The sequence below is a fragment of the Streptococcus sp. LMAG:39 genome (assembly GCF_008680485.1).
In the GTDB taxonomy this organism is placed as follows: Bacteria; Bacillota; Bacilli; order Lactobacillales; family Streptococcaceae; genus Streptococcus; species Streptococcus pasteurianus.
The window spans coordinates 1,086,723-1,101,146 of sequence record NZ_NALE01000001.1; the positions used below are offsets into that span (position 1 = coordinate 1,086,723).

Here is a 14,424-nt window from a genome sequence, read left to right on the forward strand (position 1 = left end):
TTTTTCTCCGTAAGTTGTGCCTTTTTCTCATCTATAAATTACTTGTTCATTAACGATTTCTGTTGCTCGATTGCAAATATTATTCATCTTTCGCACCCACAACATCATATTTCCTGCTTTGAGTTTTTCTGTAACTTGCTCCCGCTCGGCAAATGATTTTACTGTCTGTTCAAATAAATTCTCTGCCTGACGCTCAACATCGGCAAGGTAAATGTTGATCTTATCTGATGTAAGAAGATTGCAATAAAGCATTCGATGATGTGATTTCAGATAGCGTTTGTGCCTTTGTCCCCACATTCCGATTTTGTTTTTGCCAGTGTTTCCAATCGTCAAACAAGGTAATAAATAATTACCATTAACTTTGTATCTTCCACCGTTTTCATCATAAATTGTTCCCATATCAGAACCTCCTCGTAGTTGGTAGGTTCATTATACTTGATATAAAATCCAAAGACGAATGTGCGGATTTCAGAAATAGAAAAAGGTTCTGACCTTTTACAGTCAAAGTCTTTCTCGGTTCTTTGCAATGCCCTATAAAGTTGTATTCTTATAAATTTTAAGTTACTTCCTTATGTGGTGTTAGCAAAATTCACCTCTTCTTTTCGTTATTAATTACAATTTATCATAATTTTTTCGTCGAATTTTGAAATCAGATGACACAACCTCATCAACATCAATGATTGAGATAAAAGCATCTGGGTCTAAATCTGCCATAATGACTTTAACATCACGGACTTCACCTGGATTTAAAACCACATACAAAATATTTTTCTCATCTCCAGAGTAAGCCCCCTGACCATTCAAATAAGTAACCCCACGATTAATGCCATTAAGAATAGCTTGCGCAACTTCTTCAGATTTTTGTGTGATAATAATCATGCCACGCACTGTGTAACCACCATTTTGGACAATTGTCAGAACTTGACTGTAAACAAAGCTTGCTACCAACGTGTAAAGCATATGTTGTAAATCAATGTAAACCAGCGACGCTGTAAGAACCACGGCATCGACAAAAAGTAGTGTCTGACCAAGTTTGAAACTGAATTTTTCTTCGATAACGCGTCCGATAATATCTGTTCCGCCCGTTGTAGCGCCGTAACGAAAGACCAAGCCACTACCGACACCAGAAAATAAACCAGCAACGACAGCAACCAACATCATATCATTTTCGAGAACAATCTGAATCGGCACATGTTGCCAAAACCAGATGAACCATGACATCAAAACAGTGCCATAAATAGTTAGTGCTAGCGATTTTCGTCCAAAAATTCGAGCCCCTAGAATGAACAAAGGAACATTCAAAATAAGTGACGAATAAGCAGGGTTGATTCCGTAAAGAGCATGGGCAATCAAGGTTACACCCGCAACCCCACCTTCAGCAAGAGCATTTGCCATATTAAATTTGACAAAACCGAAAGTATAAATTGCTACACCTATGGCAATTAACACCAAACTTCTTATTTGTCCAAGCTTTTCACGAACCATGTCTCATACCTCCAAAACAAAATTTTCTGCGTCTTGTAAATTATAACGCCATAAACAAAGAAGCTGAGAACTTTCTCAACCTCTTAATCATCAACAAAACGTCCAATAATATGAACATTTTCAGCAACTGAAACAAAGGCATTGGGGTCAGTTTTTTTCATCAGATACCTAAAGTCGTTATATTCTTCACGAGTAATGATAGCCAGCAAAACCGCTTTTTTCTCATGATTATAAGTTCCTTCGGCATTATTGATTTGTGTCACCCCACGATGTAATTTGGTGTGAATCATCGCAATTACCTTTTCAGGACGATTGGTCACAATCGTTGCTTGCATTTTCTTCTGCTTAGTGAAAATAGCATTTGTCACACGGCTAGAGACAAAGATAGTCACCATAGAATAAAGGGCATATTGCCAACCAAATAAAATGCCAGCAAAAATCATGATAACACCATTAACCATGAGAGAAATGCTTCCCACATCACGGCCTGTCTTTTTCCGAATGGTCAGACTGATGATATCAGTACCACCACTTGAAATACGAGATTTTAAACTAAAGCCAACACCAGTCCCCATGACCAAACCACCAAAAATGGCATTAACCAGAGGATCAGTCGTCAGAGTAATTTCAGGAACAATTTGAATGAAGAAAGAACTCATCGAAACTGTAATGAGCGTAAAAACAGTGAATTTATGTCCGATTTTATACCAAGCTAAAACGAGCAATGGCACATTAATCACATAAAAAACAACTGAAACTGGCAACTTGAAGCCAATTAATCGCTCACTAACTGCCGATAAAACCTGTGCAAAACCAGTTGCACCACTTGAATAAACGTGTCCTGGTTGAAAGAAGAAATTAACCGCGATTGCCGATAGCAAACCATAAAAAAGAGAAGCGGAAACTTTTTCCGCATACTTCTCTCTTGAAATGCTCTGCATTGTCTTTAACAGACCATATCTTTCTGCCCAACGGCTAACAATAAACTTTGTTTTCTTTTTCAAAGATGTTTTCTTAATCATTAGTTTCGATTGCTAAAGCTAATTCATCTAATTGTTTATCTGCAACAAGACTTGGTGCTTGTGTCATTGGATCCGCAGCTTTATTATTTTTAGGAAATGCAATGACTTCACGAATGTTATCTTCACCAGCAAGAAGCATAACGAAACGGTCAAGACCAATAGCAAGTCCACCATGTGGTGGGAAACCGTAGTTCATAGCTTCTAACAAGAAACCAAATTGGTCATTTGCTTCTTCTGCTGTAAAGCCAAGCGCTTTAAACATACGTTCTTGCAATTCTTTTTGGTTGATACGCAAGCTACCGCCCCCAAGTTCATAACCGTTAAGAACGATATCGTAAGCAACTGCACGTACTTTAGCAAGGTCACCTTCTAATTCATGAGCGGATTCTTCAGTTGGCAATGTGAATGGGTGGTGAGCAGACATATAACGTTCTTCTTCTTCAGACCATTCAAACATTGGCCAATCAACAACCCAAAGGAAATTAAATTTAGAGTTGTCAACCATGTCAAGTTCTTTAGCGATACGAGTACGAAGAGCACCAAGAGTATTATTAGCAACTTCAAGAGTATCGGCAACGAAAAGAACCAAATCATTTTCTTCGAGTTGTAAACTTACTGTCAACTTATCTTCGATACTTGTTAAGAATTTAGCAACTGGTCCAGTAATCGCACCATCAGTAAATTTGACCCATGCAAGACCTTTGGCACCAAATTGTTTTGCAAATTCTGTTAATTTATCAATGTTTTTACGTGAGTATTTATCCGCATTCCCCTTAACAACAATAGCTTTTACAACTGGAGCTTGTGAGAATACTTTGAAATCAACATCCTTGACAACTTCTGTCAAGTCTTGTAAAAGCATTTCAAAACGAGTATCAGGTTTGTCTGAACCGTAGTTGTTCATTGCATCATCATAAGACATACGTGGGAATGGCAATGTGACATCAATTCCTTTTGTATCTTTCATGACTTTAGCAATCATTCCTTCAGTGATATCTTGGATATCTTGGTCTGACAAGAATGATGTTTCCATATCGACCTGTGTAAACTCAGGTTGACGATCACCACGTAAATCTTCATCACGGAAACATTTAACGATTTGGTAGTAACGGTCAAAGCCAGCATTCATCAACAATTGTTTTGTGATTTGTGGACTTTGTGGCAAAGCGTAAAAGTGACCCTGGCTCACACGACTTGGTACCAAGTAGTCACGCGCACCCTCTGGAGTTGATTTTGTCAACATTGGTGTTTCAACATCAATGAATTCTAACTCATCCAAATAGTTACGGATTGAGTGAGTAACTTTTGCACGTAATTTAAAGTTGTTAAGCATTTTTGGACGACGAAGATCTAAATAACGGTAGCGTAAACGATTTTCATCACTAACTTCAACATCATCTTTAATTTCAAAAGGTGTTGTTTTAGCCGTATTCAAAACTGTCAATGCTGATACTTTCAATTCAACAGCACCAGTTGGCAAGTTTTTATTTTCTTGTTCACGTTGTGCGACTTCACCAGTAACTTCGATAACAAATTCGTTACGAAGGCTTTCAGCTGTGGTCATAACATCACTTGAAACTTCCTCTGGATTAATGACTAATTGCATGATACCTTCACGGTCACGAAGGTCGATAAAGATAAGCCCACCTAAATCACGACGACGACCAACCCAACCTTTTAAAGTAATTTCTTGGCCGATATGTTCACTACGAACACGACCAGCATACATTGTACGTTTCATTGATATGTTTCTCCGTTTTTTAATTTATTCATTCCCACCTATTATAGCAAAAAGCACGTAAAAACCCCACCCATGCGGGGGAGTTTTTTAATTTTTTTGAGAAATATCAAAAATTTGAAAGGTTCAAAATGATATTAAACTCCTATTTGAGATGTCTTTTGTTACCACACTCCAAAATCTAGTAAACTTTCAAATTCCTTTTGACCAAATCATAACATTTAATCAGTAAAGGATATATCTTCTTGCGAAACTATTGCTTTCTTATTTTCTTTACTCATATACATGTCAATCCTTTCAAACAATTCTCATATGTTTAAATTCAATCAAAATATTCCATAATTTCCTCAATTCGATTTTCAATCAAATATTTAGTCATATCCCTTTCTTCCTTATATCCTCTAGTTTGTTTGATTTCTAATTTACCATTAAATCCAAATCCGAACATTTTGTCATACTTATCTGGATTTTTCTTTAGCCTAACTTCTTCCATGAAATTTATCATTTCTTCTTTTTTAAACGCCAACATTATTGTATCCCACTTTGTATCAGACGATTTAGCACTATGTATTTCATTAGGATATTTTGCATAAATTCCTACTATTACAAACCAATCAGCATTTTCTTGCGGTTCAAAACGATTAAGCCATAGAGTGCCTTGATATTTTTTATTGGGATAATAATAAGCTCTAGACATTTTTACTTGAAATGTCAATACTTTATTTATGCCATCACAAAACTTATATAATAGCAAATCAATTCCTTTTTCTTGTGCAGAAGTGGGGATAAATACAGATGTTCCTTTTACTTCTTTTGCCAAATAATCTGCAACCGCAAACTCCCCATATTGTAATGTAAACAATGCTTGCATATATTCCACCTCAACTGTATTTGTAGCTTAACTAGTTATCATTATACTACACAAAAATAATACAGTCATTTCTTTTCTGCTTTTAAGAAGTTACTTATCTGTCTATGATTTGTAAAGGGTGCTAAAGCATTGCTTACGCAACAAGTCCTTGACAAATCATATCCCGATAAATTTAACGTAATCAAGCAGAAATGAAGTAGTCTGTTGTTTCAAGCCAACAAAAAAGAGATACCAGCACATTTATGCAGTATCTCTAACTTAGTAGCAATATTCTTTTATTCGCAAGCAGGTAAACACAGGTCATTCCTTAATATCTTTTTGTTCGGGAAACTCCTTGTTCCCATTTGAAATAGTTTCTCTAGAAACATGGATATGTTCAGATAATTTTTCTTGTGAAAGATGATTAGGTTTTCTTAATTGTTTTAACTTTTCTCCGACGATTTTGTATATACATTATATGAAACTTTCACCTACCTAGCAAGGTTACAGTAGCTTCCATTCTCGCAACTAAAGTTTACAATATAAAACAACTAGTTAATGAACTGTGAGTACACAGTTATTAGCTAGTTGTTGTCGTTTAATCTAATTTATTCAATACTTCAGCGAAGTTGTTTGCAATTTCGTCAAAGCTTACGGTCACTTCTTCGCGAGTTTTATTATTTTTCACAGCTACTTGACCTGCTTCAATTTCACTTTCACCTAAAGTGATAATTGTTTTAGCATTAAAGGCGTCTGCTGATTTGAATTGCGCTTTGATTTTACGTCCAAGGTAGTCACGTTCTGCTGAGAAACCTTGGTTGCGGACAGCTTGAACAAGTTCCAACGCTTTAAGGTTTGCACCTTGTCCCAAAACAGCAATGTAAACGTCCATTTCTTTTTCAACTGGCAATTCAATACCTTGTTTTTCGAGGATAAGAAGCAAACGTTCAAGACCAAGTGCAAAACCAAAACCTGGTGTTTCTGGTCCGTCAAAGTATTCAACGAGACTGTCATAACGACCACCAGCACAAATTGTCAATTCAGATTTATCAACAGTTGTGATGAATTCAAAGATAGTGTGGTTATAGTAATCAAGACCACGAACCATGTTTGTATCAATGACATATGGGATATTGAGGGTTTCAAGCATACTACGCACAGCATCAAAATGAGCTTGGCTTTCGTCATCAAGATAATCAAGAATTGATGGTGCGTTTTCAACAGCAATCTTGTCTTCTTTTTCTTTTGAATCAAGGACACGGAGTGGGTTTTCATCTAAACGACGTTGACTGTCTTTTGACAATTGCTCACGCATTGGCGTAAGGTAATCAATCAAAGCTTGACGATATGCCGAACGGCTAACTGCACTTCCCAAAGTATTCAAATGAAGTGTAACATCTTTAATGCCCAGTATTTGGAACAATTGGTAAGCCATCGCGATTGTTTCAACGTCTGTGGCAGGATTTGCTGAACCGAAACACTCAACACCAACTTGATGGAATTCACGCAAACGACCAGCTTGTGGACGTTCGTAGCGGAACATTGAGCCGATGTAGTACATCTTAACTGGCTTTTGAACTTCTGGTGCAAATAATTTATTTTCTACAAAAGAACGCACAACAGGAGCTGTACCTTCTGGACGCAAAGTAATATGGCGGTCACCTTTATCGTGGAAATCATACATTTCTTTTGTCACGATGTCCGTTGTGTCACCAACAGAACGGCTGATAACCTCATAATGTTCAAACATTGGTGTACGAATTTCGCTGTAATTGTATTTTTTAAATGTTTCACGCGCAACAGCTTCCACGTATTGCCACTTAGCACTTTCGCTAGGTAAAATATCCTGTGTTCCTTTAGGTTTTTGTAATTTCATAAATTTAAGACATATTGGCACCAAACTTAAACAAATTTAGCCCCTAATTCCTTTCTACTATTGTAGCGATTCAATCATTTCTATTTTATCACAAAAACAAGTTATACAGAAGAATAGTCTGTTCTTTTTTAGGATTTTCTTATGAATTATTCCTTGATAACTTTCGTTTTTAACGAACAGCCAAGCATTAATAACCACACTCGCACCTATTTACAATTTTTTTGTCAAGTAACTTTACTTTACAAAAAAGATATGTTATTATGTTAAAGTTGATTAAAAATCAAGAACAAAAAAATATTATCGGAGGAAATAAAACATGGCAGTACCTGCACGTCACACTTCAAAAGCGAAGAAAAACAAACGTCGTACACACTACAAATTGACTGCTCCATCAGTTAAATTTGACGAAACTACTGGAGATTACTCACGTTCTCACCGTGTATCACTTAAAGGATACTACAAAGGACGTAAAATCGCTAAAGCAGCTAAATAATAGAAGGGAGATACCATGCGCGTAAATATTACACTTGAACACAAAGAATCTGGTGAACGCTTGTACCTTACTTCAAAAAACAAACGTAACACTCCAGACCGTCTTCAATTGAAAAAATACTCACCAAAATTGCGTAAACACGTAATCTTTACTGAGGTTAAATAATTGAATACATCAAAAGCCTACGAAACCAACGTTTCTAGGCTTTTTTAGTTCAAAAATAGCATTTCTGGCTGATTGAATATCAAACCAAATCATTTTTTATCTCAAAAATTTTGAAAGTTTAGTTCCTCCTTATATAATGAAAGTCACCCAAAGGAGGAATAACATATGATTATTAAAACAGTTACTTTTGAAGTCAAAGCTACTGTTAAAGATAAATTTGAACAAAAATTCCACAGCGACGCTATCTCACTCAAAAATTGGGAAACATATTTAGGAAATGAAGTCTGGATTCAAGATAATTCTGATGCAAATAGTGTTTCCTTTACTGCTGTTTCACGTTGGAAGAAGCAAGATGATTTCAATGCTTAGTTGAAACATCCTGAACATATCCAACATCACAAAGAGCAGCACTTCAAAAAGGAAAATTCACTTATTTTTAAGAAAAGTGTTCAAGAATTTATCATTCTTGATAATCTAATTTCAGCTACCGGAAAGTTGTGGTAAAGATGCTGCTATCACGCTAACCTTTTCTTGCATTTCTTATACATTATGCTTGACTTGCTACTTATTTTTCTATATCCTATATATAAAATAATTATATATTAAAATTATATGTATTCAGAGAAAGGAGCTTCATGTATTTTCCAACTTCGGCAACTGTCATCGAATTCCTCATTTTAGCCATTGTTGACAAAGATGACTCTTATGGTTATGCCATCAGCCAAACCATTAAGCAAATTGCTAACATCAAAGAATCCACCTTATATCCAATTTTAAAAAAACTGGAAAAAGCTGGCTATTTAACCTCTTATCAACAAGCCTACCAAGGACGTAAACGAAAATATTATGCTATCACAGCAGCTGGCAAAGAACAGTTGACCTTTCTCAAAAAAGAATGGCAACAGTACAAAGAAAAAGTCGATGAGATTATTGAAGGGAGATTAGAGTATGACAAAAGTTGACTATTTAGCTAAGTTAGATAAATACCTACGTAAGTTACCCAAAGAGGATTATCAAGAGGCTATGGACTACTTTAGCGAATACTTTGAAGAAGCTGGTCCAGAAAATGAAGCACAAGTTATCACCGAACTTGGAACACCAAAAGAAGCGGCGCGAGACATCATTAGCCGTTTACTTGACGAAAAAATCATTGATCAAGAAAAGACACCTAAAAGCAGAGTATCTATGGTTTGGCTTGCTATTTTAGCCATTCTATCAGCACCCGTTACTCTCACACTAGCTCTCTTCCTTTTCTTAGCCGTCATCACTATCCTAGCTCTTGGAGTGGCGGCTATCGCTGTTGTTCTTTCCCTTGGGGTTGCCTTCCTGACCTCTGGAATTTACATGCTATTTGATAGCTGGTCTTACCTTAACATTTCATTTTCTACTACTGCTCTTAGTTTTGGCCTAGGACTTTTAGCTCTCGGTTTATCATTACTGGCTCTCCTTGCTGCAGGGGCTGTTTGTAAAGTAGTTGGACGTAGCATTGTCAATTTAGCACGAAAAACAGAAAACAAAAGGAGAAAATTATGAAATCGTGGACAAAGACTATTTTAGGAATTGGCGTTAGTTGTAGCTTATTGGGGGCAGCCCTTGCAGGTTATGGTTTCGCAACTGGTGGACTTTCTGATTTAGAAAATAGCACTGATATTGTAGGGAATGTAAACTATCAAAAAGCTAACCTTGACAGTTTCAGTAAAATTGATATTGACAGCACAACATCTGATATCATCATTTCAAAGGCCAATATTGACAAACCCTTTATTTCTTACTCAGACAACAAAAAAACATCTGTCAACTACGAAGTCAAGAATAACACCCTTACTGTAAAGCAAACAGGAACTCGCACCCAGTTAGGGAATACAAACATCCATTTTCTGAGTTTAAGAGATATTATTGGCATTGCTAAAACTGGTATTATCGAAAATTCACATACAATCGTTATATCTGTTCCTCAAGATACAGAACTCACTTCAGTCAAAGCAAATCTTAGCTCAGGAGATTTGGATGTCAGTCAGCTTTCACTTGATACCACAACGCTCGAACTTCTGGCCGGGGAACTAACAATGACCAACACAACCCTCAACTCAGGGACTGTAACCATCACCTCTGGGGACGCTGAAATTGAGAACAGCAACTTAGCAAACATCGCCTTTTCAATTACAACAGGTGATATTGATTTAGAAAATAGCCAAGCTTCTGACACAACCTTTGAGTTAAGCATGGGAGATTTTTCAGCCAATGCCGCCACCTTCAAAAATGATAACACCATAACAATGACTACTGGCGAGGTTGACATTACTCTTGCCAGCAAAGATCTGAAAGTATTAATGACAAACCTTCTAGGCGATGCTGATATCACTTCAAACTTAAATCAATCAAGTAAAAACACGTTGACAATCGACGGAAACGTTGGTGACATTACAGTTCAATAAAACTTAAAAGGCATCGCAAATGCGATGCCTTTATCATTTTAAAATAACAACGTCAGTAAAGCTAAAATGGCTAAACCGCCTTGCTTTAAAATAATTTTACGGTCTGCGGTCAAGCTACCATAAAGAGCAACAAGAACGACATTTATTAGAAAAACAGTTACCAAAGTAGCATTGGCTGTAAAGATACCGTAAATCAGAAAAACAGCAATCAAGCCATTGTAAACACCCTGATTTTTAAATAAATTACTTACAGACTCACGTTCTAACTCTTCTTGCGATAGTCCAAAAACACGCGTTGTTGCAGGTGATTGTGTTACAACTGTTTCTAAATACATAATGTAAAAATGTTCCAGAGCTACCAATAACGACAAAATAATAGTAATAAGTGACATCGTTTCCTCAATCTAAATAGCAAATTAATCATTTACATCGCTGTAAATATACTGTAAAGCAAGACTGCTGTAATTAATATTTCTAGTTAACTCATTAAGTGTATAAAAGTTTCCTTCGTTTTTCAAATAATCTGATTGTAAAAACTGAGAACATCGTTCACATCAAAAAAAGATTGAAGAAAGTGTCCAAAATGAACGTTTTCCTCAATCTAGTAATCTTAATTTCCTGTTTTTGGTTGTCTGTAAATGATAAGCCCAAGTACCATGAAAGCAACAAGGAATGCTGAAAGAACACCGACTTGTGTACCAATTGAACCTGTCATCGAAATGGTTTGACGTAAACCTGTTACAATGTAAGTCATTGGCATATATGGGTGAACAACTTGGAAGAACTTAGGACTAAGCTCGATTGGATATGAACCACCTGCAGAACCGACTTGAAGTAATAACATAACAAGCGAAAGGAATGAACCGTAACGATTATCCCAACCAACTAGAGCCGTTACAAGAGCCATTAATGTCCAACCACCTAAGATGATAAGGAAGATTGTTCTCCATTCATAGTTGGCCTCAAATCCAAGGAATTGAATAGCACCATACAATACTAACGAACCAACAGTTGAAATCAATCCATTAATAAAGAGTTTTTGTTTGACCCATTCAAAACGATTTTTCACTGGGCGTCCTGACAATGAGCTGGCAAAGATAACGTTCGTTGAAAGGGCAACTACCATAAGTGATACCGCAATCATGTAAGGTGCCATACCAATACCATTTACTTTCACGTTATCATTGTCTGTTTCTTTTGTTGATACAGGATTGGAAACCAACTTGGCGTTCTTATTTGTTACAGAAACAAGTGATAATTGCTTACTTGCATCTGTAAGTGAAGAGGACAATGTTGAAAGACCGCTTGTCAAGGTTGTCAAGCCACTCGTCAACGTGCCACTGCCAGCAGCTAACTGACTTGAACCAGAAGCTAATGCTTCTGCACCAGATTGCAATTGAGAAGCGCCACTTGTTAGCTGAGTATTATTAGCAACCAATTGGTTAGCACCAGAAGCGATTTGCGAGACAGCGTTTGTATAGGTTGTTGCCCCTGTCAACAATTCATTTGCACCACTACTTAATTTTGTGTTAAGTGTTGAGATTCCTGAAGCAATTTGACTACTTCCAGGGACAAGTTGTGTTGTAGTAGCCGTATTAACCTGATTTAAACCAGTAGATAATGTTGTCAAAGCCTTAACAGAACCAGGCAAAGCTACATTTGACCGATTGGCAATTTGAGAAACTGCCGTCTGTAACTTAGTTGATAACGCCGTTAAAGAAGCCTTCATTGTTTGAACATCTGTTAAAATTTGCTGTGCTTGTTGACTAACACTATTTCCTGAAGTATTCAATGCATTGACTAACTCAGCTCGTTGTGCTACCCCTAAACTTTGATAAGCATCAGTTGCTTGAATAGCAGTCAATCTGGCTGAACTGTCCTTTTCTTCTGCCTCCAAAATTCCCTGAGCTTGTGAAGCAATATCACTTAAAACAGTCGAAATTTGTGGAATATCAACATTAGTAGAAATCTCAGAAACTGAAGCATTTAATTGTTGAATTCCAGCATTTAATTGAGGTAAACCTGAAATTAATGACTGAATATTTTCAGTTTCTTCTGCCGAAAGTGTTGTAGAGGTTGCCAGTTGCTGTAAACCATCTGTTAAACTATTAGCCCCATCAACTAGTCGTTGTACTTGTGTAGAACTTTCTTTTAGCTGAGCGATACCACTGATAAGAGCCACGGAGTTACTATTTAATTCATTTGCACCACTCGCCAAAGTTGATACACCATTTGTATAAGTTGTCAAGCCGCTTGAAAGTGTTGCTGTTCCGTCTGCTAAAGTTTGGCTGCCTGATGCTGCTGTGTTGAGATTATCTGTAATGGTTTGACTACCAGATTCAAGCTGTTGGCTTCCTGAGAGCAATTCATTGCCACCGTCACTTGCTTCTTGTAAACCATCTTGTAAACCAGACATGCTCTTGAATACAGCTTTTGTATAAGTTTCTGTGATATTTTCAGAAACAGTATCTTTAAGCTTAGTCATCGCAGATTCGCTCATTTTAGAAGCGACAAAGCTACGTCCAGCTGTTGTCTGATAATTAATTGTTAATTTTTCAGGGTCATCTGTCAAAAGACTAGCTGCCTTTTCAGATAAATCCTCTGGCAATGTGATAACCATATAGTAATCACCATTTTCCAGACCCTCTTCTGCTTTTTCTGCGCTAACAAAGTGATAATCTAAGGCTTTATTTTTAGACATGCTGTCCAGCATATCATCACCGATTGATAGCGTTTGGTCATTTAAAGTTGATGACTTATCTTGATTGACAACTGCTACTGGCAAATCATCAACATTTCCGTACGGGTCCCACATAGACCCCAAGAAAGATAAGTTATAAAGTGCTGGAACAAGAGCAACACCAATCATTGTTACCCAAAGTTTTGGGCTTTTTATAAGTGCTTTTAATTCTTCTAACATATTTTCTCCTAATTTGGACATATTGTTCAAAAATTATGATAAAATATATTATACAGAGATATAAAATAATTTCAAGACAAAAGAAGGGATTTTTAGACACTCTGTCTAAGAGTGTTCAAAAGATTTTTATTATGACAAATGATAATCGCAGAGCTAACACCAAAAAAGCCATTCAAGAAGCTATGGTCGCCCTTTTAAAGACAGAGAGTTTTGACGACATTACCACCATCAAAATTGCTAAAGAAGCTGGCATTAGCCGTTCAAGCTTCTACACACATTATAAGGATAAATTTGAATTGATTGATTCCTGTCAACAAACCCTTTTCAATCAAGTTGAATATATTTTTGAAAAACACGAAGGCAATAAAGAACAAGCGTTTTTAGAGATTTTTGAATTTCTAAAACGTGAGCAATTGCTATCTGCTTTGATTTCAGCGAACGGCACGCGAGAATTCCAAGCTTTTATTGTTAATAAGGTGCGCATCTTTATCAACACTGATTTTCAAAATCGTTTTGGGCGTGAAGAACTTTCTCCTGTCGAAAAAGAATACAGTAGTATCTACTTTGCCTACGCCTTCTTTGGTCTCTGCCAATCTTGGATAGCTAATGGTAAAAAAGAATCTCCTCGCCAAATGACTAACCTCATTTTAAAACTTTTACCACTGTCACTATAATCATCCATTCCTACAGTCGCCCCTTGGCGACTTTTTCTATTTATAAAAAAACCACGGTAAAAACCATGGTTTTAAATACTTCAATCAACTGAGAATTAAAGCATTTTGTTGTAGTATTCAACGACAAGTGCTTCGTTGATTTCTGGGTTGATTTCGTCGCGTTCTGGAAGACGAGTCAATGAACCTTCAAGTTTTTCAGTATCGAATGATACGAATGCTGGACGTCCAAGAGTAGCTTCAACAGCTTCAAGGATAGCAGGTACTTTAGCTGATTTTTCGCGAACTGAGATAACTTGACCAGGAGTTACACGGTATGAAGGGATATCAACACGCTTACCGTCAACAAGGATGTGACCGTGGTTAACGAATTGACGAGCTTGACGACGAGTAGTTGCAAGACCTAAACGGTAAACAACGTTGTCAAGACGACGTTCCAAAAGAACCATAAAGTTGAAACCAAGAGTTCCACCTTTAATTTTAGTAGCTTGTACGAACAAGTTACGGAATTGTTTTTCACCTACACCGTAAGTGAAACGAAGTTTTTGTTTTTCGGCCAATTGCAAACCATATTCAGAAAGTTTGCTACGGTTGTTAGGACCGTGTTGACCTGGCACGTAGTTACGACGTGCTAATTCTTTACCTGTACCTGTAAGAGACAAGCCAAGGCGACGTGATTGTTTCCATGATGGACCTGTATAACGTGACATTAAAAATGTCCTCCTATAAAATAAAAATTTTGTAGGAAATAACAAATTAGAGAATCCTG

General features: G+C 36.8%; 17 protein-coding genes. 7 read left to right on the top strand and 10 right to left on the bottom strand.

Going from position 1 to position 14,424, the window contains the following annotated elements:
• Positions 1–27: 27 nt before the first annotated feature.
• The 7 genes from CCC20_RS05355 to hisS all read right to left on the bottom strand — a co-directional run bounded on the left by CCC20_RS05355 (position 28) and on the right by hisS (position 6,971).
• Positions 28–399, bottom strand: coding sequence for a TnpV protein (locus CCC20_RS05355; RefSeq protein ID WP_270619784.1), 372 nt, complete (start codon positions 397–399; stop codon positions 28–30).
• Positions 400–612: 213 nt separating this feature from the next.
• A complete protein-coding gene (locus CCC20_RS05360) occupies positions 613–1,485 on the bottom strand; it encodes a YitT family protein (protein ID WP_287179433.1) in 873 nt (290 codons plus the stop codon).
• 83 nt (positions 1,486–1,568) lie between these two features.
• Entirely contained in the window at positions 1,569–2,507 is a 939-nt protein-coding gene (locus CCC20_RS05365) for a YitT family protein (protein WP_003066940.1), read from the bottom strand.
• Positions 2,500–4,248: an aspartate--tRNA ligase gene (gene aspS, locus CCC20_RS05370; RefSeq protein WP_003066942.1), complete on the bottom strand. Its 1,749-nt coding sequence runs from the start codon at positions 4,246–4,248 to the stop codon at positions 2,500–2,502. Before aspS ends, CCC20_RS05365 begins: the two co-directional genes overlap by 8 nt.
• A gap of 319 nt (positions 4,249–4,567) precedes the next feature.
• Complete coding sequence (locus CCC20_RS05375; RefSeq protein WP_003066943.1) at positions 4,568–5,116, bottom strand: hypothetical protein; 549 nt, start codon at positions 5,114–5,116, stop codon at positions 4,568–4,570.
• A 300-nt stretch (positions 5,117–5,416) separates the two neighbouring features.
• On the bottom strand, positions 5,417–5,566 hold the full coding sequence (locus tag CCC20_RS05380; protein ID WP_310590920.1) for a helix-turn-helix transcriptional regulator: 150 nt from the start codon (positions 5,564–5,566) through the stop codon (positions 5,417–5,419).
• A gap of 127 nt (positions 5,567–5,693) precedes the next feature.
• Positions 5,694–6,971, bottom strand: coding sequence for a histidine--tRNA ligase (gene hisS / locus CCC20_RS05385; protein ID WP_003066945.1), 1,278 nt, complete (start codon positions 6,969–6,971; stop codon positions 5,694–5,696).
• 316 nt (positions 6,972–7,287) lie between these two features.
• Here hisS and rpmF point away from each other — a divergent pair, with 316 nt between their 5' ends.
• From rpmF to CCC20_RS05415, 6 genes are all read left to right on the top strand, one after another.
• Positions 7,288–7,464 carry a 50S ribosomal protein L32 gene (gene rpmF, locus CCC20_RS05390; protein ID WP_003066947.1) on the top strand — a complete coding sequence of 59 codons (177 nt, stop codon included), beginning with the start codon at positions 7,288–7,290 and terminating at the stop codon, positions 7,462–7,464.
• Between the two features lie 15 nt (positions 7,465–7,479).
• A complete protein-coding gene (gene rpmG, locus CCC20_RS05395; RefSeq protein WP_002262412.1) occupies positions 7,480–7,629 on the top strand; it encodes a 50S ribosomal protein L33 in 150 nt (49 codons plus the stop codon).
• A gap of 165 nt (positions 7,630–7,794) precedes the next feature.
• Entirely contained in the window at positions 7,795–7,998 is a 204-nt protein-coding gene (locus CCC20_RS05400; RefSeq protein WP_287179436.1) for a hypothetical protein, read from the top strand.
• Positions 7,999–8,264: 266 nt separating this feature from the next.
• Positions 8,265–8,591, top strand: a complete 327-nt coding sequence (locus CCC20_RS05405) for a PadR family transcriptional regulator (RefSeq protein ID WP_287179437.1) — start codon at positions 8,265–8,267, stop codon at positions 8,589–8,591.
• The gene (locus CCC20_RS05410; protein WP_287179439.1) at positions 8,578–9,162 is read left to right on the top strand and encodes a DUF1700 domain-containing protein; all 585 of its coding nucleotides are present in this window, start codon (positions 8,578–8,580) and stop codon (positions 9,160–9,162) included. Before CCC20_RS05405 ends, CCC20_RS05410 begins: the two co-directional genes overlap by 14 nt.
• Positions 9,159–10,064, top strand: coding sequence for a DUF4097 family beta strand repeat-containing protein (locus CCC20_RS05415; RefSeq protein WP_287179441.1), 906 nt, complete (start codon positions 9,159–9,161; stop codon positions 10,062–10,064). Before CCC20_RS05410 ends, CCC20_RS05415 begins: the two co-directional genes overlap by 4 nt.
• A gap of 38 nt (positions 10,065–10,102) precedes the next feature.
• Here the strand turns inward: CCC20_RS05415 and CCC20_RS05420 are convergent, their stop codons facing one another.
• Complete coding sequence (locus CCC20_RS05420) at positions 10,103–10,456, bottom strand: DUF1304 domain-containing protein (RefSeq protein WP_003066957.1); 354 nt, start codon at positions 10,454–10,456, stop codon at positions 10,103–10,105.
• A gap of 218 nt (positions 10,457–10,674) precedes the next feature.
• A complete protein-coding gene (locus CCC20_RS05425; protein WP_287179442.1) occupies positions 10,675–12,984 on the bottom strand; it encodes a YhgE/Pip domain-containing protein in 2,310 nt (769 codons plus the stop codon).
• Positions 12,985–13,115: 131 nt separating this feature from the next.
• Between CCC20_RS05425 and CCC20_RS05430 the strand changes: the two genes are divergently transcribed.
• On the top strand, positions 13,116–13,658 hold the full coding sequence (locus CCC20_RS05430; RefSeq protein ID WP_270619768.1) for a TetR/AcrR family transcriptional regulator: 543 nt from the start codon (positions 13,116–13,118) through the stop codon (positions 13,656–13,658).
• Positions 13,659–13,753: 95 nt separating this feature from the next.
• Here CCC20_RS05430 and rpsD read toward each other — a convergent pair whose 3' ends face one another.
• Positions 13,754–14,365 carry a 30S ribosomal protein S4 gene (gene rpsD / locus CCC20_RS05435; protein ID WP_003066963.1) on the bottom strand — a complete coding sequence of 204 codons (612 nt, stop codon included), beginning with the start codon at positions 14,363–14,365 and terminating at the stop codon, positions 13,754–13,756.
• Positions 14,366–14,424 lie beyond the last annotated feature (59 nt).

Bases quoted from the DNA above. Each gene is read 5' to 3' on its own strand.
- CCC20_RS05355 (WP_270619784.1), bottom strand. From the start codon at position 399: ATGGGAACAATTTATGATGAAAACGGTGGAAGATACAAAGTTAATGGT.
- CCC20_RS05360 (WP_287179433.1), bottom strand. From the start codon at position 1,485: ATGGTTCGTGAAAAGCTTGGACAAATAAGAAGTTTGGTGTTAATTGCC.
- CCC20_RS05365 (WP_003066940.1), bottom strand. From the start codon at position 2,507: ATGATTAAGAAAACATCTTTGAAAAAGAAAACAAAGTTTATTGTTAGC.
- aspS (WP_003066942.1), bottom strand. From the start codon at position 4,248: ATGAAACGTACAATGTATGCTGGTCGTGTTCGTAGTGAACATATCGGC.
- CCC20_RS05375 (WP_003066943.1), bottom strand. From the start codon at position 5,116: ATGCAAGCATTGTTTACATTACAATATGGGGAGTTTGCGGTTGCAGAT.
- hisS (WP_003066945.1), bottom strand. From the start codon at position 6,971: ATGAAATTACAAAAACCTAAAGGAACACAGGATATTTTACCTAGCGAA.
- rpmF (WP_003066947.1), top strand. From the start codon at position 7,288: ATGGCAGTACCTGCACGTCACACTTCAAAAGCGAAGAAAAACAAACGT.
- rpmG (WP_002262412.1), top strand. From the start codon at position 7,480: ATGCGCGTAAATATTACACTTGAACACAAAGAATCTGGTGAACGCTTG.
- CCC20_RS05400 (WP_287179436.1), top strand. From the start codon at position 7,795: ATGATTATTAAAACAGTTACTTTTGAAGTCAAAGCTACTGTTAAAGAT.
- CCC20_RS05405 (WP_287179437.1), top strand. From the start codon at position 8,265: ATGTATTTTCCAACTTCGGCAACTGTCATCGAATTCCTCATTTTAGCC.
- CCC20_RS05410 (WP_287179439.1), top strand. From the start codon at position 8,578: ATGACAAAAGTTGACTATTTAGCTAAGTTAGATAAATACCTACGTAAG.
- CCC20_RS05415 (WP_287179441.1), top strand. From the start codon at position 9,159: ATGAAATCGTGGACAAAGACTATTTTAGGAATTGGCGTTAGTTGTAGC.
- CCC20_RS05420 (WP_003066957.1), bottom strand. From the start codon at position 10,456: ATGTCACTTATTACTATTATTTTGTCGTTATTGGTAGCTCTGGAACAT.
- CCC20_RS05425 (WP_287179442.1), bottom strand. From the start codon at position 12,984: ATGTTAGAAGAATTAAAAGCACTTATAAAAAGCCCAAAACTTTGGGTA.
- CCC20_RS05430 (WP_270619768.1), top strand. From the start codon at position 13,116: ATGACAAATGATAATCGCAGAGCTAACACCAAAAAAGCCATTCAAGAA.
- rpsD (WP_003066963.1), bottom strand. From the start codon at position 14,365: ATGTCACGTTATACAGGTCCATCATGGAAACAATCACGTCGCCTTGGC.